The 23,612-nt window shown below is 73.3% G+C and carries 18 protein-coding genes; 4 read left to right on the top strand and 14 right to left on the bottom strand.

Annotated elements, in window-relative coordinates; translation table 11 throughout:
- Positions 1 to 61 precede the first annotated feature (61 nt).
- Both ACGF3A_RS20845 and lysA read left to right on the top strand, forming a co-directional pair.
- Positions 62 to 376, top strand: a complete 315-nt coding sequence (locus ACGF3A_RS20845; protein WP_393731692.1) for an SAV_915 family protein — start codon at positions 62 to 64, stop codon at positions 374 to 376.
- Positions 373 to 1,719 carry a diaminopimelate decarboxylase gene (gene lysA, locus ACGF3A_RS20840; protein ID WP_393731691.1) on the top strand — a complete coding sequence of 449 codons (1,347 nt, stop codon included), beginning with the start codon at positions 373 to 375 and terminating at the stop codon, positions 1,717 to 1,719. The genes ACGF3A_RS20845 and lysA overlap by 4 nt, the downstream gene beginning before the upstream one ends.
- Positions 1,720 to 2,091: 372 nt before the next feature.
- Here the strand turns inward: lysA and ACGF3A_RS20835 are convergent, their stop codons facing one another.
- The 5 genes from ACGF3A_RS20835 to ACGF3A_RS20815 all read right to left on the bottom strand — a co-directional run bounded on the left by ACGF3A_RS20835 (position 2,092) and on the right by ACGF3A_RS20815 (position 10,183).
- Complete coding sequence (locus ACGF3A_RS20835; protein WP_393731690.1) at positions 2,092 to 3,606, bottom strand: DHA2 family efflux MFS transporter permease subunit; 1,515 nt, start codon at positions 3,604 to 3,606, stop codon at positions 2,092 to 2,094.
- Positions 3,607 to 3,814: 208 nt separating this feature from the next.
- Positions 3,815 to 4,627 (bottom strand): SDR family NAD(P)-dependent oxidoreductase, encoded by an 813-nt coding sequence (locus tag ACGF3A_RS20830; RefSeq protein ID WP_393731689.1) that lies wholly within the window; start codon positions 4,625 to 4,627, stop codon positions 3,815 to 3,817.
- 4 nt (positions 4,628 to 4,631) lie between these two features.
- Positions 4,632 to 7,487: an FAD-binding and (Fe-S)-binding domain-containing protein gene (locus tag ACGF3A_RS20825; protein ID WP_393731688.1), complete on the bottom strand. Its 2,856-nt coding sequence runs from the start codon at positions 7,485 to 7,487 to the stop codon at positions 4,632 to 4,634.
- Complete coding sequence (locus ACGF3A_RS20820; protein ID WP_393731687.1) at positions 7,484 to 8,857, bottom strand: MFS transporter; 1,374 nt, start codon at positions 8,855 to 8,857, stop codon at positions 7,484 to 7,486. The genes ACGF3A_RS20825 and ACGF3A_RS20820 overlap by 4 nt, the downstream gene beginning before the upstream one ends.
- 42 nt (positions 8,858 to 8,899) lie before the next feature.
- On the bottom strand, positions 8,900 to 10,183 hold the full coding sequence (locus ACGF3A_RS20815) for a hydroxyacid-oxoacid transhydrogenase (protein WP_393731686.1): 1,284 nt from the start codon (positions 10,181 to 10,183) through the stop codon (positions 8,900 to 8,902).
- Positions 10,184 to 10,400: 217 nt separating this feature from the next.
- Between ACGF3A_RS20815 and ACGF3A_RS20810 the strand changes: the two genes are divergently transcribed.
- Both ACGF3A_RS20810 and ACGF3A_RS20805 read left to right on the top strand, forming a co-directional pair.
- Positions 10,401 to 11,222, top strand: coding sequence for an IclR family transcriptional regulator (locus tag ACGF3A_RS20810; RefSeq protein WP_393731685.1), 822 nt, complete (start codon positions 10,401 to 10,403; stop codon positions 11,220 to 11,222).
- A 180-nt stretch (positions 11,223 to 11,402) separates the two neighbouring features.
- Positions 11,403 to 12,416 (top strand): ferric reductase-like transmembrane domain-containing protein, encoded by a 1,014-nt coding sequence (locus ACGF3A_RS20805; protein WP_393731684.1) that lies wholly within the window; start codon positions 11,403 to 11,405, stop codon positions 12,414 to 12,416.
- On the opposite strand, the gene ACGF3A_RS20800 is transcribed toward ACGF3A_RS20805, so the two are convergent.
- The 9 genes from ACGF3A_RS20800 to ACGF3A_RS20760 all read right to left on the bottom strand — a co-directional run bounded on the left by ACGF3A_RS20800 (position 12,333) and on the right by ACGF3A_RS20760 (position 23,603).
- A complete protein-coding gene (locus ACGF3A_RS20800; RefSeq protein WP_393731683.1) occupies positions 12,333 to 13,067 on the bottom strand; it encodes a class I SAM-dependent DNA methyltransferase in 735 nt (244 codons plus the stop codon). The genes ACGF3A_RS20805 and ACGF3A_RS20800 overlap by 84 nt on opposite strands.
- Positions 13,064 to 14,473: an MFS transporter gene (locus ACGF3A_RS20795; protein ID WP_393731682.1), complete on the bottom strand. Its 1,410-nt coding sequence runs from the start codon at positions 14,471 to 14,473 to the stop codon at positions 13,064 to 13,066. The genes ACGF3A_RS20800 and ACGF3A_RS20795 overlap by 4 nt, the downstream gene beginning before the upstream one ends.
- On the bottom strand, positions 14,463 to 15,680 hold the full coding sequence (locus ACGF3A_RS20790) for an ATP-grasp domain-containing protein (protein ID WP_393731681.1): 1,218 nt from the start codon (positions 15,678 to 15,680) through the stop codon (positions 14,463 to 14,465). Before ACGF3A_RS20790 ends, ACGF3A_RS20795 begins: the two co-directional genes overlap by 11 nt.
- Positions 15,677 to 16,693 (bottom strand): cysteine synthase family protein, encoded by a 1,017-nt coding sequence (locus ACGF3A_RS20785; RefSeq protein ID WP_393731911.1) that lies wholly within the window; start codon positions 16,691 to 16,693, stop codon positions 15,677 to 15,679. The genes ACGF3A_RS20790 and ACGF3A_RS20785 overlap by 4 nt, the downstream gene beginning before the upstream one ends.
- Before the next feature lie 11 nt (positions 16,694 to 16,704).
- Positions 16,705 to 17,601 carry a hypothetical protein gene (locus ACGF3A_RS20780; protein WP_393731680.1) on the bottom strand — a complete coding sequence of 299 codons (897 nt, stop codon included), beginning with the start codon at positions 17,599 to 17,601 and terminating at the stop codon, positions 16,705 to 16,707.
- A 99-nt stretch (positions 17,602 to 17,700) separates the two neighbouring features.
- On the bottom strand, positions 17,701 to 19,134 hold the full coding sequence (locus tag ACGF3A_RS20775) for a glycoside hydrolase family 30 beta sandwich domain-containing protein (protein WP_393731679.1): 1,434 nt from the start codon (positions 19,132 to 19,134) through the stop codon (positions 17,701 to 17,703).
- Between the two features lie 18 nt (positions 19,135 to 19,152).
- A complete protein-coding gene (locus tag ACGF3A_RS20770; RefSeq protein WP_393731678.1) occupies positions 19,153 to 20,910 on the bottom strand; it encodes a coagulation factor 5/8 type domain-containing protein in 1,758 nt (585 codons plus the stop codon).
- 498 nt (positions 20,911 to 21,408) lie between these two features.
- Positions 21,409 to 22,782 carry a GH1 family beta-glucosidase gene (locus ACGF3A_RS20765; protein ID WP_393731677.1) on the bottom strand — a complete coding sequence of 458 codons (1,374 nt, stop codon included), beginning with the start codon at positions 22,780 to 22,782 and terminating at the stop codon, positions 21,409 to 21,411.
- A gap of 20 nt (positions 22,783 to 22,802) precedes the next feature.
- Complete coding sequence (locus ACGF3A_RS20760) at positions 22,803 to 23,603, bottom strand: carbohydrate ABC transporter permease (RefSeq protein WP_393731910.1); 801 nt, start codon at positions 23,601 to 23,603, stop codon at positions 22,803 to 22,805.
- Positions 23,604 to 23,612: the final 9 nt, after the last annotated feature.

Below are 23,612 nucleotides of genomic sequence, written 5' to 3'. Positions count from 1 at the left end.
GCGGGGGCGGGGCGGGCATAGCTTCGGTGTGTTCTTCCGGAACGCCGAAGGAGCGTACGACATGGGTGAGTGCGAGTGCTGCCGTGGTGAGGACCCCGAGCCTGCCGAACGGGGCCCGGCCGGACCGCTGTTCGTGCCGGTCCGGCCGGGTACGGGCACGGGACCGGGGGCGACGGGGTGCGTGGCGCGGCTCTTCCGCACGCCGTGGGGCGGGCGTACGGCCGTGGGGTTCACGTCCGAGGGGCGGCTGACCGCCGTGCTGGGCGGCGGCCAGCCGTTCGTACGGCTGTCGGAGGCCGCGCTGCGGGCGCTGGCCGATCCGCTGGGCGGAGTCGGGCTGACCGTCGACCCGGTCGCACAGGGCGCTGCGCGATGAGCGCGCCGCCGCTGGCCGTACGGCGCGGGGCCCGGCCGGGCGGCCAGGACGAACTGGCCGTGTGGCCCGGCTCCGCCGCCCTCCTGGCGGAGGGGGACCTGGCCGTCGGGGGAGTGCCGCTGGGCGAGCTGGCGGGGCGGTTCGGGACACCGGTGTACGTGCTCGACGAGCACGAGGTCCGCGCCCGGTGCCGGGCCTACCGCGCCGCCTTCCCCGAGGCCGACGTCGTCTACGCCGCGAAGGCCTTCCTCTGCCGGGCCATGGCACGCTGGGTCCACGAGGAGGGCCTCGGGCTCGACGTCTGCTCGGCCGGGGAGCTGGAGCTCGCCGTCGCCGCCGGGGTCCCCGGCGAACGCCTCGTGCTGCACGGCAACGCCAAGAGCCCGGCCGACCTGGAGGCGGCGCTGCGGCTGCGGGCCGGGCGCATCGTGATCGACGGCCCGTCGGAGATCGCGCGCCTCGCCGCTGCCGTCGGGCGCGGCGGGCGGCAGCGGGTCCTGGTGCGCGTGGTGCCGGGCATCGAGGCGGGGGCGCACCCGAAGGTACGGACGGGGGCCGAGGGGCAGAAGTTCGGGCTGAGCCTCAGCGACGGCTCGGCGCTGCACGCCGTCGCGCGCGTCCTCGACCAGCCCCAGCTCGAACTCGCCGGGGTGCACTGCCATCTGGGCTCGCAGATCACCGACGTCAGGCCGTATCTCGCGGCCGTACGGCGGCTGGTCGGGCTGATGGCGCGGGTACGGGACGCCTACGGCGTCACGCTGCCCGAGCTGGACCTCGGCGGCGGGCACGGCATCGCCTACCGGCCCGGCGAGCCCGCGCTCGACCTCGGGCTGCTGGCCTCCAGGGTCCGCGCCGAGCTGACCGGTAGCTGCGCCGCCGCCGGGCTGCCCGTACCCCGGCTGACGCTGGAGCCGGGGCGCGCCGTCGCGGGCCCGGCCGGGGTCGCGGTCTACCGGGTGCTCGCGGTCAAACGGAACGGCGGCGGGCCGGTGTTCGTCGCCGTGGACGGCGGGATGAGCGACAACCCGCGGCCCGCGCTGTACGGCGTCGCGTACGCCCCCCGCCTCGTCGGCCGCCGCACCTCTGCCCCGTACGGGGCCGCCACGGTCGTCGGGCGGCACTGCGAGGCGGGCGACGTGCTCGCCGAGGACGTCGAGCTGCCCACGGACGTACGGGCGGGCGACCTGCTGGCCGTACCGGTGGCGGGGGCCTACCACCTGTCGATGGCCTCCGCCTACAACCTCGTCGGCCGCCCGCCCGTCGTCGCCGTCCGCGACGGCCACGCGCGGACCCTGGTCCGCCGCGAGACCCTGGCCGACTACCGGCGGCGCGATCTGGGCTGAGCCTGCGTCAGGCCTCGGACCTCGGTGCCGAGGAGGGGGTGCCCCTGCGCGTGCTACGCGGGCTGCGGGCGCGTGGATGGTCGCGCGCGCAGTTCCTCGCGCCCCTTCGGGGCGCTTGGCGCGCGGCCTGTTGGGTGTCCGGCGTACGCCGGGAAGGGACCGCCCTCGCCTCCGCGTCCCGCGCGGTTCCGCGCGCCCCTGCGGGGCGCTAGGGGGCTTCTGATGGATCTCCGTGGAGCAAGGAGAGGCGTCCGGTGCGTGCGATCGCAAGGCGCCGGGATGGCCTCGTAGCGGAGCTACTAGGCCATTTCGGCAACGCCGCGAGCGTGCGTGCCGGACGCCTCGACGCCGCGGAGATCCATCAGAAGCCCCCTAGTGGTCCTCGCCCGGTTCCAGGGGTGGGGCGGAGACGCCCAGGTTCGTGTGGCATTCCGGGTGGGCCACCTCGTGGTCCGGGGTGGGTTCGAGGGCCGAGGAGGGGACCAGGAGCCAGGCGAGTGCGGCGGAGACGGCGCACAGCGCGGCGCAGAGCAGCATCGCGGAGTCGAAGGCGCTGTCGACCGCGTCCGGCGAGGTGTAGTCGTGCGCGGAGAGCCCGACGGCCAGGGGGAGGACGGCGACGATGAGGAGCTGGGCCGCGCGGGCCGCCGCGTTGTTGACGCCGCTGGCGATGCCGGAGCGCGAGACGTCGAGGGAGGCGAGGACCGTGGCCGTCAGCGGCGCGACGAAGAGGCTCATGCCCAGCCCCTGGATCACCACGGCGGGCAGTACGTCGGTGACGTACGACGTGGAGCCGGGGCCCGTGCGGCGCAGGAGGAGCAGGCCGGCCGCCGTGATCAGCGGACCCAGCGTCAGGGGCAGGCGGGGCCCGACGCGCTGGGCCAGGGCGCCCGCCGGGGCGGAGAGCACGAGCATCAGCACGGTGATCGGCAGCGTGGAGACGCCCGCCTGGAACGCGCTGTAGCCCGCCGCCGTCTGGAGCTGGACGGGGAGGATGAAGAAGACGCCGCCGATCGCGGCGTACAGGAAGAGCGTCACGACGTTGACCGCCGAGAACAGCCGTACGGAGAAGATGCCCAGCGGCAGCATCGGGTGCGCGCGGCGCCGTTCCACCTGGACGAAGAGCGCCCCGCACGCCAGGCCGAGCGCCGCCGAGACGACGACCGCGGTGGCGGGCTCGTGCCCGGACGCGGCGATCAGCGCGTACGTGACGCCCGCGAGGCCCAGCGCGGCGAGCGTCGCGCCGAGCGTGTCGAAGTCGCCGGTGGCCTTGGGGTCGCGGCTCTCGGGCACGTGCCGTACGGCCACGAACACCACGGCCGCCGCGAGCGGCAGGTTGATCAGGAAGATCCAGCGCCAGCCCGGCCCGTCCACCAGCCAGCCCCCGAGGAACGGCCCGATGGCGCCCGCGACGCCGCCCAGCCCCGACCAGGCGCCGACCGCCTTCGCCCGGTCCTCCTGCCGGAACGTGGACTGCACCAGCGCCAGCGACCCCGGCGTCAGCAGCGCCCCGCCCACGCCCTGGAGGGCCCGCGCGGCGATCAGCACCTCGCTGTTCGGCGCGACCCCGCACAGCGCGGAGGCGAGCGCGAACCACACGACGCCGACGAGGAAGACCCGGCGCCGCCCGTACCGGTCGCCGAGCCCGCCGCCGAGGAGGATGAGGCCGGTGAGGGTGAGCATGTACGCGTTGACGGTCCACTGGAGGACGTCGAGCGTGGCGTCCAGGTCGCGGCCGAGGCGGGGCAGCGCGATGTTCACGATCGTGCCGTCCAGCAACGCCATGCCGGAGGCGAGCACGGACGCGCTCAGCACCCACCGCCCCTTGCGGGACGCCAGCGCCACTGTGCCGGCGCCGTTGCCGCTGGTTCCCTGCTCTTTCGCCATGCGGGGACCCTATGTGGTGCCGGACCGAGGTATGCCGCAGGCACGAGTCCCCGTGCCCGGCATGGGGGCTGCGCTTGCCAGCCCTGCGCCTTGCGCAGACCTCCCAAGCTTCACGGAAGGGTAGGGGGTGCCCCTTCAGGGGCGCGGGGAACTGCGCGACCAGCCACAGCGCGAGCCGCAGTCTGCAACGCACCGCAAGGGGCAGCCCCTACTCAGCCGCGGCACCGGGCCGCATCGCCTCGTTCATGCCCAGGTTGCTGATCAGGAGGCCGCCGTCCACCGGCAAGGTGATGCCGGTGATCCAGGCGGCGTCGGGGGAGGCCAGGAAGGTGATCGCGGCGGCGATGTCCGTCGGCTCGCCTACGCGGCCCAGGGGGTAGTGGGCGGCGACGCGGCTCAGGGCGTCCTCCCTGCCCGACCACGCGGGCGTACGGATCGTGCCCGGCTCGACGAGGTTGACGCGGACGCCGCGCGGCGCGCAGGAGACGGCGAGGGTGCGGGTGAGGGAGGCGAGGGCGGCCTTGGCGGCGCTGTAGGCGTGGTCGCCGAAGTGGCGTTCGGCGTTGACCGAGCCGACGGTGACGATCGAGGCGGAGCCGCCCGCCGCCGCGAGGTGCGGGAGTGCGGCCCGTACGCAGCGGGCCGCGCCGTGCAGGGTGACGTCGATGTCCTGGTACCAGGCGGCGCTGTCCAGGTCCTCGAAGGCCGAGGGGTCGGGGTGGCAGGAGTAGGCGTTGTTGACCAGCGTGTCCAGGCCGCCGAAGGTCTCCGCCGCGTGGGCGACGGCCGCCCGTACGGCCGCGTCGTCGGTCACGTCGCAGCCGTACGCCTCGGCGGTGCCGCCGTCCTCGGTGATCGCCGCGGCCACGCGTTCCGCGCGCTCCGGCTCCCGGTCCGTGACCAGGACGGCGGCGCCCTCGGCGGCGAAGCGGCGCGCGGTGGCCTCGCCGATGCCCCGTCCCGCGCCGGTGAGCAGGACCCGGTGTCCCGTGAATCGCCTCGTCGTCATCGTCATCGTCATCCGGTCATCCTCCGGGCAGCCCCCGGGCGCGCGCCAGGAGTCGTGCCAGGTGGATGCCCTGGCGGTCGGTCAGCTCGGCGAGCTGGGTACGGCAGCTGAAGCCGTCGGCCAGGACCGCCGTGTCCGGGTCCGCCTCGCGCACGGCGGGCAGGAGCTGCTGACCGGCGACGGCGACGGACACCTCGTGGTGGCCGCGCTCGACCCCGAAGTTGCCCGCGAGCCCGCAGCAGCCGCCCAGCCGCCGCACGTCGGCGCCCGCCTCGCGCAGCAGCGCGGCGTCCGCCTCCCAGCCGAGCACCGCGTGATGGTGACAGTGCGGCTGTGCCACGGCGGACGTGCCGGAGAGGTCCGGGGGCTCCCAGCCGGGCGTACGGGCGAGGAGCTCGGCGAGGGTGAGGGTGGCGGCGGCGACCTCGGCGGCGGCCTCCGATTCGGCGTCGGCCAGCAGTTCTTCCGTGTCCGTGCGGAGCACGCCCGTGCAGGAGGGTTCCAGGCCGACGACCGTGGCGCCCGCTCGGATGTGCGGGAGCAGGGCCCGTACCGTCTCGCGGGCCTGGTTGCGGGCGCCGTCCAGCTGGCCCGTGGAGATCCAGGTGAGGCCGCAGCAGACGGGGCGTTCGGTGACCGTCACGCGGTAGCCCGCGTCCTCCAGGACGGAGACGGCGGCGATGCCGGTCTCCGGCGAGAACGCCTCGGTGAAGGTGTCGACGAAGAGGACCACGTCGCCGTGGCGTCCGGGCGGCGAGTCGTGGCGGGCGAACCAGTGGCGGAAGCCGCGACGGGCGAACGCGGGCAGCTCGCGCCGTCCGTCGATGCCCGCGCCCCACGCGAGCAGCGGGCGCAGGGCGCGCGAGCGCAGCACCGCGTTGGCCAGCGACCGGCCGCCGGGCACCCGGCCGGTCAGCCGGGTCCAGCGGGGGAGGAGGCCCAGCGCGTAGTGGGCGCGGGGGCGGAGGCGGCGGCGGTAGCGCTGGTGGAGGGCCTCCGCCTTGTACGTGGCCATGTCCACGCCCGTGGGGCAGTCCGAGGCGCAGCCCTTGCAGGCGAGGCACAGGTCGAGCGCGTCGTGCAGCGCCTCGGAGCGCCAGCCGTCGGGGCCGAGCGCGCCGGAGACCACGTCCTGGAGGACGCGGGCCCGGCCCCGCGTGGAGTCCTTCTCGTCGCGGGTGGCCTGGAAGCTGGGGCACATCACCCCGGTCCCGCCCGAACGGGCCGTGTCCGCGCGGCACTTGCCGACGCCCGTGCAGCGGTGGACGGCGCGTGAGAGGTCGCCGCCGTCGTGGCGGTGGGCGAGGGCGAGGGTGGGGAGTTCACGGCGCGTGAGGGGTGGGGCGTGGGGGGCGCGCAGCGCGCTGTCCAGGGGGTCGGGGCGGACGATCACGCCCGGGTTGAGCAGGTCGTCGGGGTCGAGGACGCCCTTGACGCGCGCGAAGAGGGAGAGCGCCTTCGGCGAGTACATCAGCGGCAGCAGCTCGCCGCGCGCCCGCCCGTCCCCGTGCTCCCCGGAGAGGGAGCCGCCGTGACGGGCGACGAGCGCGGCGGCTTCGAGGAGGAAGTCGCGGAAGACGGAGGGGCGTTCGCGCAGCGGGAAGTCGATCCTGACGTGCACGCAGCCGTCGCCGAAGTGCCCGTACGGCGTGCCCGTCAGCCCGTGCGCGGAGAGCAGTTCCTCGAACTCCCGCAGATACGCGCCCAGCCGCTCGGGCGGCACCGCCGCGTCCTCCCATCCGGCGTGCGCGGGCTCCCCGGAGGGCGTGCGGGCGACCAGGCCCGCGCCGTCCTCGCGGATCTTCCACAGGGCCGCCGCCTGCGCCGGGTCCTCGACCGTACGGGCGTCGAGCGCGCCCGCGTCCGCCCTCAGCCGCTGGGCCGCGGCGAGCAGCGCGCGCTCGTCGTCCCCCGCCAGCTCGACCAGCAGCCAGCCGCCGCCGCGCGGGAGTTCGGGCACGGCGCCCGGGCCCTTGCGGGCGCGGACGGTGTCCGTGATCCGGGCGTCGAGGCCCTCGCAGGCCACGGGGGAGTGCGGGAGGAGCGCGGGCACGGCGTCCGCCGCCTCCGCCATCGTCGGGTAGCCGAGGACGACGAGGAGCCGCGCCGCCGCGTCCCGTACGAGCCGGACGCGGGCGGCGAGCGTGAGCGCGAGGGTGCCCTCGCTGCCGACGAGGGCACGCGGCACGTCGAAGCCGCGTTCGGGGAGGAGGTGTTCGAGGGAGTAGCCGGAGACCTGGCGGGGGAAGCGGCCCAGCTCGGTGCGGAGCAGGGCGAGTTCGCCGTCCGTCACGGCGCGCAGCCGGTCCAGGAGAGGGGAGGCGGTGGTGCGGTCCGGCACGGCGCCGAGCCGCAGGCGCTCGCCCGTACCGGTGAGGACGTCGAGGCCGAGGACGTTGTCGCTGGTGCGGCCGTAGCCGAGCGCGCGGGAGCCGCAGGCGTTGTTGCCGATCATCCCGCCGAGGGTCGCCCGGTTGTGGGTGGAGGGATCGGGGCCGAACCGCAGCCCGTACGGTGCCGCGGCGCGCTGGAGGTCCGCCTGGACGACGCCGGGTTCGACCAGCGCCGTACGGGCCTCGGGGTCCACCTCCCGGATCCGGTGCAGATGGCGGGAGGTGTCGAGGACGACGCCGGGTCCGACGGCGTTGCCCGCGAGGGAGGTGCCCGCGCCGCGCAGGGTGAGGGGCACCCCGTGCTCCGCGCACACCTCCCGTACGGCGGCGATCTCGTCGGCGTCCCGGGGGCGTACGACGGCGCGGGGGCGTACGCGGTAGAGCGAGGCGTCGGAGGCGTAGAGGGAGCGGGCGAGGTCCGAGTCGTCCACGTCCCCGACGCCCGCGCGGCGCAGCTCCGCGCCGAGATCGCCGGTCACGGGGCGACCTCCGCGGGCGCCACGTCCTCCACGGTCTTGGGGGGAGCGGTCCGTGCCGCCTCCGCGCGTGCCGCGGGGCGCAGCACGGCGATGAGGATCACCGAGAGCAGGCTGACGGCCGTCATCCCGACGACGTACAGCGTCAGCAGCCAGGGGCTGCCGCCGCCCGCCTTGAGCAGCGCGGTGAGGACGAGCGGGGTGATGCCGGAGGCGACGACGCCGGAGATCTGGTAGACGCAGGACACGCCGCTGTAGCGGACATGGGGCGGGAACAGCTCGGCGTAGAGCGCGGCCTGCGGGCCGTACATCGCGCCGTAGAAGATCCCTAGCGTCACCACGAGCACGCCGCCCATCAGCAGCGCCGAGCCGGTGTTGAAGAGCGCGAACGCCGGGAAGGCGGACACCCCGAAGAGCACCGTGCCGAGGCCGAAGGTGCGTAGTCGCCCGTACTTGTCGGAGAGATGGCCCCACAGCGGGATCATGGGGACGCAGACCGCGGAGGCCACCATCACGCCGATCAGGACGTGGGTGCGGGGCATGTCCAGCTCGGTCGTCGCGTAGGCGATGACGAAGACGCCCCAGGTGTTGAAGGCGATGCCCTCGGCCATGCGCGTGCCCATGCCGAGCAGCAGGCTCAGCTTCGAGGTGCGCAGCATCTCGACGAAGGGGATCCGGGCCTCGGCTCCCTCCTCCCGTACGGAGGTGAACGCGGGCGTCTCGAAGACCTGGAGCCTGATCCAGAGCCCGATCAGCACGAGGACCGCGCTGAGCAGGAAGGCGATGCGCCAGCCCCAGGAGAGGAACTGCTCGCTGCTGAGCGTGGAGGAGAGCAGCGCGAACACGCCGGTGCCGAGCATCAGTCCGGCGGGCACGCCGATCTGCGGCCAGCTCCCGAAGAAGCCCTTGCGGCCCTCGGGCGCGTGCTCCACGGACATCAGGACCGCGCCGCCCCACTCGCCGCCGATGCCGATGCCCTGCACGATGCGCAGGAAGACGAGGAGGATGGGCGCCCAGACGCCGATGGAGTCGTAGGTGGGCAGGACGCCGATGAGGAAGGTGCCGGCGCCCATCAGGAACATGGTGGTGACGAGCGCCGTCTTCCGGCCCACGCGGTCGCCGAAGTGGCCGAAGATGATGCCGCCGAGGGGGCGGGCGACGAAGCCGATCGCGAAGGCGGAGAACGCGATGAGGGTGCCGACGAGGCTGTCGAACTCGGGGAAGAAGAGCTTGTCGAAGACGATCCCGGCGGCGGTCCCGTAGAGGAAGAAGTCGTACCACTCGATGGTGGTGCCGATGGCTCCCGCGAGGGCGACCTTACGGGCGGGGGTCGGGGCTGGTGCGGCCTGTGACTGTTCTGGTGGTGCGGGCATGGCGGTGCCTCCTTCTCGCCAGGGGCGGCTGGCGTCGTGGCGTCACCAGTTGCGCAGTGACTCGCGGAAGATCTGTCCGGCGGCCTCGGTGGTCAGCGGGCGGGGGACGACGGAGAGCTGGCGGGACTGCTTCATCGCCCCGGCGACGAGCGTGTCGAGCTGGGGCTCGCCGTAGCCGAAGGCGGAGATGCCGTTGGGCATGCCGATGTCGCGCATGAGTTCGCGCAGCACGCGGGGCAGGGCCTCGGCGCCCTCGTCGGGGTCCACGGGGCGTCCACCGATGAGTTCGGCGGCGCGCAGATGGCGCTTCGGGTCGGCGGGGAAGGTGTAGCGGAACGCGGCCATGGCGGTGGAGGCCACGGCCTGGCCGTGCGGCACCATCGGCATCTCGGGGTACCCCTCGGCCTGGTAGCCCTCGACGGCTCCGGCGATGGGGTAGGCGTTGGCGTGCGGGATGTGGGTGCCCGCGTTGCCGAAGCCCATGCCGGTGACGGCGGAGGCGTAGGCCATGCCGTAGCGCGCGTCGAGGTCGTTGCCGTTCATCACGGCCTTGCGCAGATGGACGCCGACCAGCTCCATGGCCTTCTCGCACCACACGTCGCTGATCGGGTTGGCGCCGCAGAACGCCGCGCGGGCCTGCGCGTTCGGGAAGGCGGGGCGGGCGTCGAAGGAGAGCGCGGTGTAGCTCTCGGCGGCGTGTGTGAGGACGTCCATGCCGCTGGCGGCGGTGACCTGCGGCGGCACGGAGAGCGTGGTGAGCGGGTCGACGACGGCGAGCTGGGGGCGCAGCCGGGGGTGGCTGATCCCGGCCTTGAGGTGCAGATCGAGCAGGTCGACGACGCAGATCGAGGTCGCCTCGGAGCCGGTGCCCGAGGTGGTGGGCACGGCGATGAGCGGCTTGAGCTGCCCGTCGGGGACCCGGCCCCCGCCGATGGGCGGGGCGATGAAGTCCATGAGGGTGCCGTCGTGGCTGGTGAGCAGGTTGACGGCCTTCGCGGTGTCCATGGCGGAGCCGCCGCCGACGGCGACGTAGCCGTCCCAGGGGCCCGAACGGGCGTGGGCCACGGCCTCCTCGATGCTCTTGTCGGTCGGCTCGACGGCGACCCCGTCGTAGACGTCGACGGCGAGACCGGCCGCCTTGACGGCGTGCGCGACGCGGTCGGGTACGCCGCTGGCGGCGACGCCGGGGTCGGTGAGGACGAGGGCGTGGGTGACGCCGAGCGCCCGCAGGTCCTCGCCGATCTCGGCGAGGGCCCCGAGCCCGAACTTGAGGGAGGGCGCGGCCCAGGTGAAGACGGTCTCGGTGGGGTGGTCGAAGCGCGGCATGGAACGGAACCTCCTGGCGCGTGACACGGTGCACAGTGCGGGGAAACGCAATGTGGAATGGGCTCCACAATGTGGATTGGCGTTACGCTAGGAGGGGTTGCCCGGAGGGGTCAATGGGTGTGCACGGACCCGTTCCGGGCGCTGGGTAGGCTGCGGTGGCGGCGATCCGTACGTCGTTCCGTACGCCCGCGGGGCCTGTCGTGAGGAGAGAAACCGGGTGACCAGGAGTCCCGAGAGCCGGTCGGACGGCCGGTCCGAGAGCCGGTCCGGCACGCAGGCGATCGACCGGGCCATGGCCGTGCTGCGGCTGTTCATCGAGGCCGAGGGCGACGTCCAGGTCAGCGAGATCGTCGCCCGGCTGGCGCTGACGCCGGGCACGGCGCACCGCGTCGTACGGGCGCTGGCCGCCGAGGGCTTCCTCACCCGCAACCCGGCCAACGACGGCTACTACCTGGGCAGCACCGCGATCCTCCTCGGCCAGGCCGCGCAGCGCGCGCTCGGCGCCGACCGCGTGATGCCGCTGCTCAAGCAGCTCAACGCGGAGACGAGCGAGTCCGTGAACCTCGTCGTGCGGGACGGCGAGGAGTCGGTCGTCGTCATGCGCGTGCAGTCCACGATGCCGCTCCGCTTCGAGCAGCACCCGGGCGCCCGCTTCCCGCTCTACTCGACGGCGTCCGGCAAGGTGCTGATGGCCTGGGCCGAGGACGCCGAGGAGTACCTCGCCGGGCTGCCCGCCGCGCTGCCCGGCGTCACCGCGCGGACGCTCGCGACCCCGGCCGAGGTCGCGGAGGAGCTGGAGCGCACCCGCGAGCGGGGCCACAGCGTCGACAACGAGGAGAACGTCGAGGGCGTCTCCAGCATCGGAGCCCCCGTGCTCGACGGGCGGGGCCTGGCGCACGCGGCGCTCGTCGTCCAGGTGCCGACGGTCCGCCTCCCGGCCGAGCGCGTCGACCGGCTGGCCCCCCGGCTCCGCGAGATCGCCGGCCAGGTGGCGGAGGTCCTCCCGGCCGACCGTCCGATGCGGGTGGGCCGTTCCTGAGGGAGTCGGCGTGCCCGGTGTCCCGCACCCCTGACGGGGCGCTTGTCCGGGGCAGTTTTTCGGCGAAGTCGGGAACTTTTGCCAGTCTGGTTCAGACCAATGACGTGGTGCGGTGCGCTCAGCACAATGGGCCCCGCACGACCCGGAACTCCCCATGTCAGCGAAAGGGTCTGCTCCCCCATGGTCTCCGACGACACGGCCGCGGTGACGGAACCGCTCCCCGGCCCCTCCCGGCCGTCCGGCGGCGAACGGCGCGTCACGCTCCGCCGTGACATCCGCGCCGCCGGACTCGACTTCGGCGTGAGCCTGCTGGTGACCGCCGCCGTCTTCGCGCTGCTGTACGCGCGGATACGCTCCGGCGCCTCCGACACCGTCAAGGTCATGCCGTTCATGAAGGACGCCGACACCTTCTGGATGTACTGGCTCAGCCAGGCGTTCGGCTGGTCCGCGCTGCTCTGGGCGTACGGCACCGTGGTCGTCGGGCTGCTGCTCGCCGGGCCCCGCCCCGGCCGGTTCGCGCGCTCGCACGCCGCGATGGAGCGGCTGCACCGGACGACCAGCCTCAGCGCCATCGTGCTGATCTTCGCCCACGCGCTGATGTTCGCCGCCGAACTCGTCCGCTACGAGACGAAACTGAGCTGGACGACCCGCTTCGGGAAGGCGTTCGTCGACACGTTCGTCCCCGGCGGCTACTCCTCGGGCACCGGCGAGATCGCCATCCCGATCGGCCAGGCCGCGCTCTACACCGCCATCCCGCTCGGCCTGCTCTTCTACTGGCGCCACCGCATCGGCGCCCGCGCCTGGCGGGCCCTGCACCGCTTCGTCATCGTCGTCTACGTGCTCAGCGTCTGGCACACCCTGCTCTACGGCACCAACGTCTGGTACGACGGCTGGCCCCGCACCACCCTCTGGGCCCTCCAGCTCCCCGTCGCGGCGCTGTTCCTCCACCGCCTGCTCCGCCCGCTGCGGCGCGGCGAACGGCCCGGAAAGCCCACCGGCACACGGCAGTTGGTCCGCTGGGCGGTGCTGCTGGCCGCCGTCGCGACACTGGTCGCGCTCTGCGCCGTACTGCTCTCCGGGCGCGACGGCGGACGGGCCAGGTCCTCGGCCTCAGCGGCGGGCGCGCACGATCAGCCGCTCGGCGTCTCCGTCGTAGGGCCGCGCGTCGAAACCGCCGAAGGTCTCGACCTCTGAGAACCCGGCGTCCCGGAGCATGCGGCGCAGCTCCGCCGCCGTGTACATGAACCACTCCAGCCGCGCCCGGTACGCGCGTTCGCCCCGCACCAGCACCCAGTCGCTGCGGAGCCGCTCCCAGCCCTCCAGCACGGTGTCGGTCTGGAAGACGGTGTCCTCGCCGTGGCGCACGGCCTTCGTGCCGTGCGCCCGGCGCGCGAGCAGCTCCTTGCCCGCGAGGTCGAGCAGCAGCGTGCCGCCCGGGCGCAGCGCCGCGAGCGTGGCGTCCAGGACGGCGGCGTTGTCGGCCGGGTCCTCGAAGTAGCCGAACGACGTGAAGAGGTTGAGCACCACGTCGTACGCGCCGGGCTCCCGCACCTCGCGCGCGTCGGCCTCGACCAGGCGCGGGGCCACTCCGGCGGCCCGGCAGTGTTCCCCCGCCTTCTTCAGCATGGCCGGGCTGCGGTCCACGCCCGTCGTGTCGTGACCGCGCGCGGCCAGCGGGGCGGTGAACACGCCCGCGCCGCAGCACATGTCGAGGATCCGTGTGCCGGGCGGGAAGTCGAGGAGCGGAGAGTCCGCGACCAGCGCGGCGGCCTGCGTGAAGCGGCTCTCGGGGAAGAGGATGTCGTAGAAGTCGGTCCAGAAGTCCTCGGTGTCGAAGGTGTTCACACGGTCTCCCGTTCTCGTGGGTGGCGGAGGAGGGCGAGGGCGAGCAGGGGCGGCAGGACGGCGCACTGCGCGGCGGCCACCAGCCAGAAGACGGCCCCGTCCCCGCCGCCCAGCGCCCCGCCGAGCACGCCGCTGGCACAGGCGCCGAGCCCGGCGGCGAGGCGCTGCTGGCCGAAGACGGCCGCGTCGGAACGGGGCGAACGGGCCAGCGCCTCCAGGTCGTTCTTCAGGAACAGCACCAGGTCACCGAAGGTGATCAGCGCGGCGCCCAGCAGGATCGCGGCACGCGAGCCCGCCGCGAGCACCGCCATCCCGGCGGCGAGCGCGGCGAAGCCGAGGGCCAGCGCGCGGGCGTAGGGCAGCCGCCCGATCCATCCGGACGCGAGCGGCTGCACGACGATCACCTGGAGGAAGCAGGTGAGCAGCACGAGGCTGTAGAACTGCGCCGAGGCCCGCTCGACCGCGAAGACGGCCAGGTAGTGCTGGAAGTAGAAGTAGAGGTAGAAGCTGAGGACGGTCGCGGCGAAGGGGAGCGGGGCCGCACCTTGCAGGAGACCGTGCAGACCGTGCCGGGCCGGAACGCCCGTGCTGGGGCCGTCTGACACGGGGCTGTCCGTGACGGGGCCGTGCGCGGTGGGGCCTTCCGCCACGGAAGCGTCCGCGACGGAACGGTCCGCGACGAGAACGTCCGTGGCGGGACCGCCCGGCACGGGGCCGTCCGGCACCGTGCCGGTTGCTACCGCACGGTCCGGCAGTCGCGCGTGGCCCGCCGTCATCAGGACGAACAGCGCCGTGACGGCCACGAACAGGCCGCCCGGCGCCGACAGGACGAAGGGGCCCGCGATCAACGGGCCCGCTGCCATCCCCGCGTTCAGCGCCGCGTTGCTCACCGAGAGGAAGGCCGGGCGGCGCTCGGCGGGGACGCCGTGCACCAGGTACGCCTTGTTCGCGGGCAGGTAGAGCGCCGCGCCGCAGCACGTCAGCAGCAGCGCGGCGACCGCGAGGTGCGGCCAGCGCAGCGCCGCCACGAACGCCGCGAACCCGGCCGAGCGCAGCGCCAGCGCCCACACCATCGTCCGCCGCAGCCCCGCCCGTTCGGCCAGCGCGCCGCCGAAGATCCCGCCGGAGAACTGCACCAGCGAGGCCACCGCCAGCACCACGCCGACCGCGCCCATGCCCATCCCCAGCCGCTCGTGCAGGAAGACGGACATGAAGGGCAGCACCATGAAGCTGCCGAGCGGGATGAGGAAGGAGCTGAGCAGCAGGAATCGGGCCCCGCCGTTGAGACCATGTGCCGAGAATGGGGTGCCCCTGAAGGCGCGTCGCGGGCTGCGGGTGTGTTGTGGCTTGTCGCGCCCACGCGGCGGAGCCGCATGTGTATCGGCCCCGCGCCCCTTACGGGGCACTTGTGAGTACCCGGAGAGTATTTGCGGCGGCCACAGCCCGGTGCGTCGCCAGCTCTGCCGTCGGGCCCTCGGCGTAGAGGATTCCGGCGTAGCCGCGGCTGTCGGTGAGGTGTTCCAGCGGGGCGCCCGGCGGCTTCGTCGGGTACCAGCGCGGCGCGCCCGGCATCCCCGCCAGCCGGTCGAGTCCGGCCACGCCGGTCAGCATGCCGGGGCTGTCCGGATAGCCGAGGACGAAGGCCGAGGCGGGCCCGTCGCCGGGCACGCGCGCGTCCATCAGGCCGGGCCGCGTACCGAGTGCGGCCTGGACCATCGCCTCGTACACGTTGACGCCCAGCGCCCGGCACATGCCCTCCGCGACGAGCGCCCCGCCGATGCGCGGGTTGACCTCGACGATCTCCGGCCCGTCCCCGGTGAGCGCGAACTCGACGTGCGCGAAGCGGTCGGTGTAGCCGAGCGCGGCCAGTACGCGGTCGAGCCACCCCTCCAGCTCCTCGTGCTCCCCCTCCGGGAAGGCCACGGGGAACGCGGTGATCTCCTCGCGGAAGAGCGGCTCCCGCGACATCAGCCTGCTGGAGACCCCGAGCAGCCGGGTGCGCCCGTCCCAGGTGAGGGTCTCGGCGCTGTAGACGGGTCCGCTGAAGTACGGCTCCGCGAAGCGCCTGCCCTTGAGGTCCGCCGGGGACTCGGCGAGTGCCGCGCGCAGTTCACCGGCGTCCCGTACCAGGCGTACGTTCATGCTGCCGGTGCCCGCCGTGTCCTTGAGGACGGCGGGGAAGCCGGTCTCCGACTCGACGAGTTTGACCAGCCGCTCGGGGTCGGGGTCCTCCACCGCGCGGCCCCGGCTCAGCCCCGCCCCGTACAGCCGTTCGCGGACGCGTGCCTTGTCGCGGGCCAGCCGCAGCGCCGTCGCGTCCAGGCCGGGCAGTCCGAAGCGGGCGGTCAGATCGGCCCCGGGCAGCATCCAGGTGTCGGTCGAGCTGATCAGCCCGCGCAGCGACCGTACGCGGGCCAGCTCGGCGGCGACGGCCTCGGTGTCGAACGTTTCGACGCGGACGATGTCGAGCGCGCTCTCGTCCAGGGACTCCAGCTCGTGGTGGTAGTACGCGGGGTCCCGGGTGAGGAGGACCAGGCACTCGCCCAGCCGGCCGGCCGCGTCGGCCAGTCGGCCGAGGCCGAACGTGAGCGCTTCCAGCGAGACGACCGTCATGCCGTGCGCTCCTTCTCGGGGGAGTGGTCGTGGTCGTACGGCGCCCGGTCCCAGGCCATCACCGACCAGGGCATGGCCAGTTCGGCGAGCGAGCCGATCTCGGCGGGGCGGAGCGCGGCGGTGTCCGGGGCCTCCGCGTGCCGGGCGAAGACCCGCTGCACGTAACGGTGGCCGGTGTCCGCGCCGATCACCAGGTGGAGCCGTCCGGGGTCGCGGCGCGCCTCCCAGCGCGCGACGAGGTGCGCGGCCCCCGTGGAGAGCCCGGCGAAGACGGCGTGCTCGCGCAGCAGCGCGACGGTGCCCGCCATGGCGTGCGTGAAGTCGAGCCAGTGGACGGTGTCGTAGAGGTGGTGGCGGACGTTGGCGAAGGGGATCGAGGAGCCGATTCCCGCGATGATGGCCTCGGGGTCGTGGTGGTCCTCGCTGCCGAACGTGACGCTCCCGAAGGGCTGGACGCCGACCAGCCGGACGTCCGGGACGTGGTGGCGCAGCCGTTCGGTGAGCCCACCCGTGGAGGCGCCGGAGCCGACGCCGCCGACGACGGTCAGCGGACGGTCGGGAAGGGCCGCGGCGAGCTTCCCGGCGATCTCGTGGTAGCCCGCGCAGTGGATCCGGTCGTGGTACTGGCGCATCCAGTGCGCGTCGGGCCGCTCGGCGAGGATCTCCTTGACGCGGGCGACGCGCAGCTTCTGGTCGAGCTTGAGGTCCTTGGACGGGGCGACCTGCTCCACCGTCGCGCCCAGGATCTCCAGCTGGGCGAGGGTCGTGGTGTCCACGGTGGTGGAGGCGACGATGTGGCAGCGGGTGCCGTAGCGGTGGCAGGCGAGCGCGAGGGCGTACGCGTAGATCCCGCTGGAGCTGTCGACGAGGGTGTGGCCGGGGCGGATCGTGCCGCGGTCCAGCAGGCCGCGGACGGCGGCGAGCGCGGAATAGATCTTCATGGACTCGAACCGGACGAGGACGACCCGCTCCGAGAGCCGGACCAGCAGCGGGGACTTGAGGGCTTCGGCCATGTGACGGTGGATCACCAGCAGCCTCCCTGGGCGAACGAACACTGATGCCCGAGCGTGCGGAAGAACGCGGACAGCTCACCCTTGAGCCGGGGGCCCGGGCGTTCGGCGTAGAGGTAGCCGACGAGGGAGCCGGTGTGCGCGACGAACACCCCGTCGGCGGCGAACTCGTGGCGGGCGTCGAGCACGGCCTCGAACACCGCCTTGGGCAGGACCTCCTGACCGAGCGCGGCGCTGCTCGTCGCGGCGCGCGCCACCGCGCGCGGGTCGTGCGCGGAGAAGCCCTTGAGCATGCTGTCGAGGCAGCGCGCGTACTCGGTGGAGCGCCGCCGGTAGTGGGTCAGGAGGGCCCCGGTCACGGCCTCGGTGTCGACGGTGCCGGGCTCGCGGACGTAGGCGGTGTGGAAGCGGACGGAGGTGCCGAGGCGGCGCACGACGCGGTGCCGGGCGCTGAGGTGGAGGGCGAACTCGTCGAGGAAGACGCTGTCCGCGCGCTCGATCGCGGCCAGTACGTCCAGGAGGGACCGGAGGTCGGAGGGGAGCGCCAGAACCTGGGCGAGGCAGCGCAGCGCCGAGACGACGTCGGCGGTCGAACTGGCCATGCCCACCCCGACGTCCAGCTCGGAGTGGTGCTCCCAGGCGCCGGGCGGGAGCGTGCGCCCGTGCTGCTCCAGGAAGAGCCGGACGGCACGTGCGGCCTTCTCGCCGGGCGGGAGGGAAGGGGCCTTCTCGGGCTTGGCCCCGGTGGTGAAGTGGTGCCAGGAGTGACGGTCGACGGGGAGCGACACGAGCGCGATCTCCCGCTCCCCGTCGCAGGTCACCGGCCCCTGATACAGCTCGCCGAGGGTGCCGTGACACGCCCCGGAGAAGGTCCGGGTCCGGGGCGCGTACGGCGACGGCTGCGGCGGCATCGAGGCCCTTCCGTAGAGGCCCGGTCAAAGGTCCAGTCCAATATGACGTGACGGGTGCGGTTACGGAAGAGGTCGTTCGGATCAGCGCGTGAGTTCCCGCTACTCCTCGGGCACTCCGGACCAGGTGAACGTCGCCACAGCTCCCGCAGGGAGCTCGTACTCCGCCGACTTGCCACCCTCCGTGACGGAGAACCGTCGCGTTTCGTCCGTCGGGTTGAGGACCACGGCGGCGCGGGAGCCGTCGGGGTTCTCGAAGACGACGTTCTGCACGCCGCCGGACCCCTCGCTCGTGGAGCCGACGCGCCGCGCGCCCCGGTCCACGAAGCGGGAGACGTGGCCGAGCGAGTAGAACTCGGCGTTCTTCGCGGCCTTGCCGCCCTCGACCTCCACGACGCCGTTGCAGCGCGTCCCGCAGTTGCCGAAGTGCGGCCCGCCCTTGGCGTCCAGCGCGAGGTTCCACAGCACGACCGTCTCGGACCCGGAGCGCAGGCTGCGGATGACGAGGTTCTCCGTCTGCCACTTGAGGGTGTCGGGGAACGTCCTCGCCGGGTCGTCGCTGTCCGTGCCCGAGCACTCGGTGAAGAAGACCCGCTCGCCCGCGTCCCGTACCTGCTGCTGGGCCTCGGGCTGCCCGCCGTAGCAGTGGAAGGCCGCGCCCTGCACGCGCTCGACGTCCTTCGTCTTCTCCAGGACTTCGAGCGGGTACTCGGGCTTGTCCCAGTTGTGGTCGTACGCGAACAGCCCGGTGTCGAGCCCCGCCGCCGTCAGCTTGCCGTCCAGCACGCGGAGGAAGTCGGCCTGTTCGGCCGCCGACATGTGCGTGGAGGGGTACGTCGTCTCGAACAGCGGCTCGTTCTGCACCGTCAGCTCGTCGAGCGGCACGCCCGCTTCGGCGTACGCCTTGGCCGTACGGACGAGATAGTCCGCGTACTCCTCGTAGCTCTCGCGCTTGAGGCTGCCGCCCTCCAGCTTGCCGCCGTCCTTCATCCAGGCGGGCGGCGACCAGGGCGTGCCCATGACGCGGATGCCGGGGTTGATCTTCTTGGCCGCGCGGACGAGGGGCAGCACCTCCTTCTCGTCCCGGGCGAGGGAGAACGAGCCCTGCTGGTCCTCGTACGTGAAGTAGGGCAGCTCGGCGACGAAGTCGGAGCCGCCGAGGGGCTGGCGGAGATAGTCCAGCCCGATGCCGTCGCCTTGACCGTCACTGAAGAGGTCGGCCAGCAGTGCGTCGCGCTCGCCCTGCGGCAGGCCGCCGATCAGCCGCGCCGAGGCCTCGGTGACCGAGGCGCCCGCGCCGGTGAACTCCTGCTCCTTCTCGCCGGTGTCCACGCGGATGTCGACCGGCTGGGCGCTCCCGTCGAACGTCGCGTCGTCGCCGCGCGCGAGCCGCTTCCCGCCGTCCGCCGTCGTGATCCACACCTGCGCGGTGGTGGCCTGGGCGCCGTCCGCCTGACCGGCGGCCGTCAGGGCGAGGAGGCAGGCGGAGCCGAGAAGTGCCGCTTTCCGTAGCTTTCTGGGGTTTCTCGAATGCATGCCGGGATCCTCCCGCCCTCAGCCGCCGTATTCCGTGAGGTACGCGACCTGGTTCCCCTTGTCGGCGGGGCCGCCGGTGCCGTTGACGACGTGCGCGATGGTGCCGGTGCCGCCGAGGGAGACGGCGACCATGTGGTGCAGCTTCACGCCCGCCGCCTCCGGCACCTCGAACGCGCGGTCGGCGGCGACGTCGGGGTTCACGTTGAAGAAGCAGTACGAGCCCATGCCCCACGCCTCGTGGTCGCGCACCCCGTCGGCGACCTTGTACGCGGCGAAGCCGCGCGTGTCGCCGTTCATCCAGGAGCCCTGGTCCGGCGGGTCGTAGGGCATCTCGTTCTGGAAGAAGTACGTCCGGCCGCGCTCGCCGTTCCACTCCACCTGGTACTTCTGGTAGTGCTCGGCGAAGAGCCCGTAGAACGTCACGTCGTCCCCGTGCACGACGAGCCCGGTGTCGGCCGGATTCGTCTCCCAGCCGATCCCGTCCCCGTGGTCGCCGCGCCACAGCCAGGTGTGGTCGCCGATCACGTGGTTGCTGTGCACGACGAGGCTGCGGGTCGCCTGCGCGGCGTGCGGGCCGCCGATGCGGAAGAAGACGTCGTGCAGCGAGGTCGGGTCCGCCGCGTGGTCGCCGTCCGCGCCCTCCGCCCCGACCTCCATCAGCGTGGGCGAGCCGCCCTCCCCGGCGTCGACCAGGAACCCGGCGAGCTTCACGCCGTCCACGTCGGCGACGGTCATCGCGGCCTTGCCCGCGGCCGGTACGAGCGTGGCGAGCCCGAGACCGAGCACGACGGTGCCCGCGCGGGTCACCTTCAGCGTGTCGCCCAGCGCGTAGACGCCGGGGGTGAGCAGCAGGTGCTTGCCGCCGCCGAGGGCCTCGTTCATGGCGTCGGCGGAGGTGTCGGGGGTGGCGATGAGGAAGTCACCGACGGGCAGCGACTCACCCTCGGGCCTGCCGCCGCCGTCCCAGGACGTGCCCGTCGACCCGGTGCGCAGCGCGGGCACGAACACGGCGAAGTCGCCCGCGTCGTCCACGTACAGGAACGGCTTCTCGCGCACCTTCGGCGTCTTCTCGACGCGCGTGTACGGCGGGCTGGGGAAGTCCCCGGCGGGGGCGTTCCGCGCCCCGACGAAGACCATGTTCCAGTTGGAGCCCTCCCAGCCGCCCCAGTCGGTGTTCCGCGAGAGCCACTGCTGCTGCGAGCCGGAGCGGACCTGGCCGTCGACCTTCGTGTCGGCCATCAGCCCGCCGCTGGACCAGCCGCCGTCGTCGAGCTGGAGATCGCCGCGTACGTGCATCCTGCGGTACGGCGCGGCCTGCGAGACCGCCCAGCGGTCGGCGCCGCCCTTGGGCTCGACGCACAGGTTCTCGGCGCAGCGCCAGAAGTTCTGCGTGGCGTTCCCGTCGAACCAGTCCGCCTCCGCGTGCACCGCGCCCTTGACGGTGACGTCGTCGGGGGAGAGGCCGAGGCCCGCGATGTGCGTGTAGAACCCGATGCTGGCGTCGACGCCGTCGTAGGTGCCGGGCTTGAACAGCACCGCGTACCGGCCGTCCCCGAACTGGGCTTCTTCTTGTTTGCCGAACACGTCATCGAGGCGGGCCTGGATCTCCGCGATCGGCGTATCGGGCCCGAACACACTCACGTTCGGCCCGAAGTCGGGCTCGGCCGCCTTCTTCTTGCCGGGTACGGCGTTCGCCCCGGCGGCGATCCCGATCCCGCCGATGCCGGCAGCGGCGAGACCGCCTAGGAGGGTACGTCTGCGTATGTGGGGGGACATTGCGGCGTCCTTTCACTCTGTGGGGGTACGGGTGCGCCCCGGCAGGGGCGCGGGGCTGTGCTTGCTGTGCGACTCCAGGAGGTAGGGGCTTGCCCCTTCTCCCTGGGGGCGCGGGGCTGTGTCTGCTGTGCGGCTCCGCCGCGTGGGCGCGCCCGGTCACGACACGTCGGGGCTTGCCCCTTTGCCCTCAGGGGCGCGGGGAACTGCGCGACAAGCCACGACGCGGCGGCAGTCCGCGAAGCACAGCCCGGGGCTCCCCGAACCCGGCCCTGTACGCGGGGCACCCGGCGTGGGGGGCTGCGCTTGCCAACCCTGCGCCTTGCGCAGACTTCCCAAGCTTCGCGGGAGGGAGGAGTAGGGGCGCAGCCCCAAGCACAGTGGGGCGGAGGGAGCAGCAGCCATGCCCCGGCAGGGGCGCGGGGAACTGCGCGAGCAATCGGGCACGAGCAGGGGCACCCCCTGCGCAGGGGAGAGCAGGGGGTGCCCCTCCTGTGGGGGTCAGGCGGCGCGGGAGCGCCGGGCACGGTGGCCGCGGACCAGGTCCGCGTAGTGACGGCCGCTGCCCTTGATCGTGCGGCGTTGCGTCGAGTAATCGACATGGACGAGGCCGAACCGCTTCGCGTACCCGTACGCCCACTCGAAGTTGTCGAGCAGCGACCAGGCGAAATAGCCGGCCAGCGGAACTCCCTCGCGCACAGCCCGCGCGCACGCGGCGAGGTGTTCGTCCAGGTAGCGGGTCCGTTCGGGGTCGTGGACCTGGCCGTCGGGGCCGACGACGTCGGGGTACGCGGAGCCGTTCTCCGTGACGTACAGGCAGCGGGCCCCGTACTCCTCGGTGATCCGGCGCAGGGTCTTCGTCAGGCCCTCGGCGTAGACCTCCCAGCCCATGCCCGTGACCCGTGTCCCCGCCGGGAGGTCGATCGGGCGGGCGTGCGGGAGAGGCCCGGTCGGATCGTCGGCGGTGACGCTGCGGAAGTAGTAGTTGAGGCCGAGCCAGTCGAGCGGGGCTGCGATGGTCTCCAGGTCCCCCGCCTGCACAGGCGGCTCGGTGCCGTACAGGTCGACCATGTCCTGCGGGTAGCCGCGCCCGTGCAGCGGGTCCATCCACCAGCGGTTGTTGTGCCCGTCGGAGCGGTACGCCGCCGCGCGGTCGGCGTCGCTGTCGGTGGCGGGGTCGCAGTGGGTGAGGTTGTTGACGATGCCGACGCGGGCGCCGGGGACGGCGGCGCGTATCGCCTGGGTGGCGAGCCCGTGGCCCAGGTGGAGGTGGAAGGAGGCGCGGACCGCCGCCGCCATGTCCGTCAGGCCGGGCGCCATCGTGCCCTCGTAGTGGCCGATCCAGGCCGAGCAGAGCGGCTCGTTGAGCGTCGCCCAGTTCTGGATCCGGTCGCCGAGGCGGTCGGCGACGGCCGCCGCGTACGCCGCGAAGTGCTCGGCGGTCTCGCGCGCGGGCCAGCCGCCCCGGTCCTGGAGGGTCTGCGGCAGGTCCCAGTGGTAGAGGGTGGGGAAGGGGGTGATCCCCGCCTCCAGGAGGGCGTCGGTGAGGCGGTCGTAGAAGGCCAGCCCGCGCTCGTTCACCGCGCCGTCGCCGTCGGGGACGACGCGCGGCCAGGCGATCGAGAAGCGGTAGGCGTCCACGCCGAGTTGGCCCAGCAGCCCCAGGTCCTCGCGCCATCGGTGGTAGTGGTCGCAGGCCACGTCGCCGGTGTCGCCGCCCGCGACCTTGCCGGGGGTGTGGCTGAAGGTGTCCCAGATGGAGGGGGAGCGGCCGTCCTCGGACGCGGCGCCTTCGATCTGGTACGCGGCCGTGGCCGCCCCCCACACGAAGTCGGCGGGGAGCGCGGCGAGGTCGGGGTGGTGCGTGTCGCTCACGGAGTTCCTTTCGGCGAGGGTCACTTGACGGCACCGGCGGTGAGACCGGCGACGAGGTAGCGCTGGAGCAGCAGGAACCCGGCGACGACAGGCACGCTCACCACGAGCGAGGCGGCCATGACCTGGTTCCAGTAGACCTCGGTCTGGTTGGCGTAGCCCTGGAGGCCGATCGCCAGGGTGCGGGTCGTGTCGTTCGTCATGACGGAGGCGAAGAGGACCTCGCCCCAGGCCGTCATGAAGGAGTAGACGGCGACGGCGACGATGCCGGGCACGGCGGCCGGGACGACGACCCGGAACAGCGCGCCGAGCGGCCCGCAGCCGTCGACCTGCGCGGCCTCGTCCAGGTCGCGCGGGATCGAGTCGAAGTACCCGGCGAGCATCCAGATCGACAGCGGCAGGGTGAACGTCATGTAGGTGAGGATCAGTCCGCCGCGCGAGCCGTAGAGCGCGATGCCGGTGGCGTTGCCGAGGTTGACGAAGATCAGGAAGAGGGGGAGGAGGAAGAGGATGCCGGGGAACATCTGCGTGGACAGGATGGTGACCGTGAAGAGCCGCTTGCCCCGGAAGCGGTAGCGGCTCACCGCGTACGCCGCGAAGACCGCGACGACGACGGAGCAGACGGTCGCGGCGCCCGCCACGACGAGGGAGTTCATGAAGTAGCGGGCGAGGGGGATGGTGTCCCAGATGTCGGCGTACGGCTGGAGCGTGATCCGTGTGGGGATCCACCGGAAGCCTCCGGTGACGTCCTCCAGCGGCTTGAGCGAGGTGCTCAGCATGGCGTAGAGCGGAATCGCGGCGAACGCCGCGAGCAGCGTGAGCAGGACCCGGCG

This window comes from Streptomyces sp. NPDC048172 (assembly GCF_043202595.1).
In the GTDB taxonomy this organism is placed as follows: domain Bacteria; phylum Actinomycetota; class Actinomycetes; order Streptomycetales; family Streptomycetaceae; genus Streptomyces.
Note: the sequence above shows the minus strand (reverse complement) of the source record. Positions and strands in the feature narration are given on the sequence as shown.

What these genes read in the sequence shown, in the direction of transcription:
- lysA (WP_393731691.1), top strand. Translation starts at nt 373, where the DNA reads ATGAGCGCGCCGCCGCTGGCCGTACGGCGCGGGGCCCGGCCGGGCGGC.
- ACGF3A_RS20820 (WP_393731687.1), bottom strand. Translation starts at nt 8,857, where the DNA reads ATGCCCGCACCACCAGAACAGTCACAGGCCGCACCAGCCCCGACCCCC.
- ACGF3A_RS20785 (WP_393731911.1), bottom strand. Translation starts at nt 16,693, where the DNA reads ATGGCCGAAGCCCTCAAGTCCCCGCTGCTGGTCCGGCTCTCGGAGCGG.
- ACGF3A_RS20770 (WP_393731678.1), bottom strand. Translation starts at nt 20,910, where the DNA reads ATGTCCCCCCACATACGCAGACGTACCCTCCTAGGCGGTCTCGCCGCT.
- ACGF3A_RS20845 (WP_393731692.1), top strand. Translation starts at nt 62, where the DNA reads ATGGGTGAGTGCGAGTGCTGCCGTGGTGAGGACCCCGAGCCTGCCGAA.
- ACGF3A_RS20835 (WP_393731690.1), bottom strand. Translation starts at nt 3,606, where the DNA reads ATGGCGAAAGAGCAGGGAACCAGCGGCAACGGCGCCGGCACAGTGGCG.
- ACGF3A_RS20780 (WP_393731680.1), bottom strand. Translation starts at nt 17,601, where the DNA reads ATGCCGCCGCAGCCGTCGCCGTACGCGCCCCGGACCCGGACCTTCTCC.
- ACGF3A_RS20805 (WP_393731684.1), top strand. Translation starts at nt 11,403, where the DNA reads ATGGTCTCCGACGACACGGCCGCGGTGACGGAACCGCTCCCCGGCCCC.
- ACGF3A_RS20775 (WP_393731679.1), bottom strand. Translation starts at nt 19,134, where the DNA reads ATGCATTCGAGAAACCCCAGAAAGCTACGGAAAGCGGCACTTCTCGGC.
- ACGF3A_RS20830 (WP_393731689.1), bottom strand. Translation starts at nt 4,627, where the DNA reads ATGACGATGACGATGACGACGAGGCGATTCACGGGACACCGGGTCCTG.
- ACGF3A_RS20815 (WP_393731686.1), bottom strand. Translation starts at nt 10,183, where the DNA reads ATGCCGCGCTTCGACCACCCCACCGAGACCGTCTTCACCTGGGCCGCG.
- ACGF3A_RS20790 (WP_393731681.1), bottom strand. Translation starts at nt 15,680, where the DNA reads ATGACGGTCGTCTCGCTGGAAGCGCTCACGTTCGGCCTCGGCCGACTG.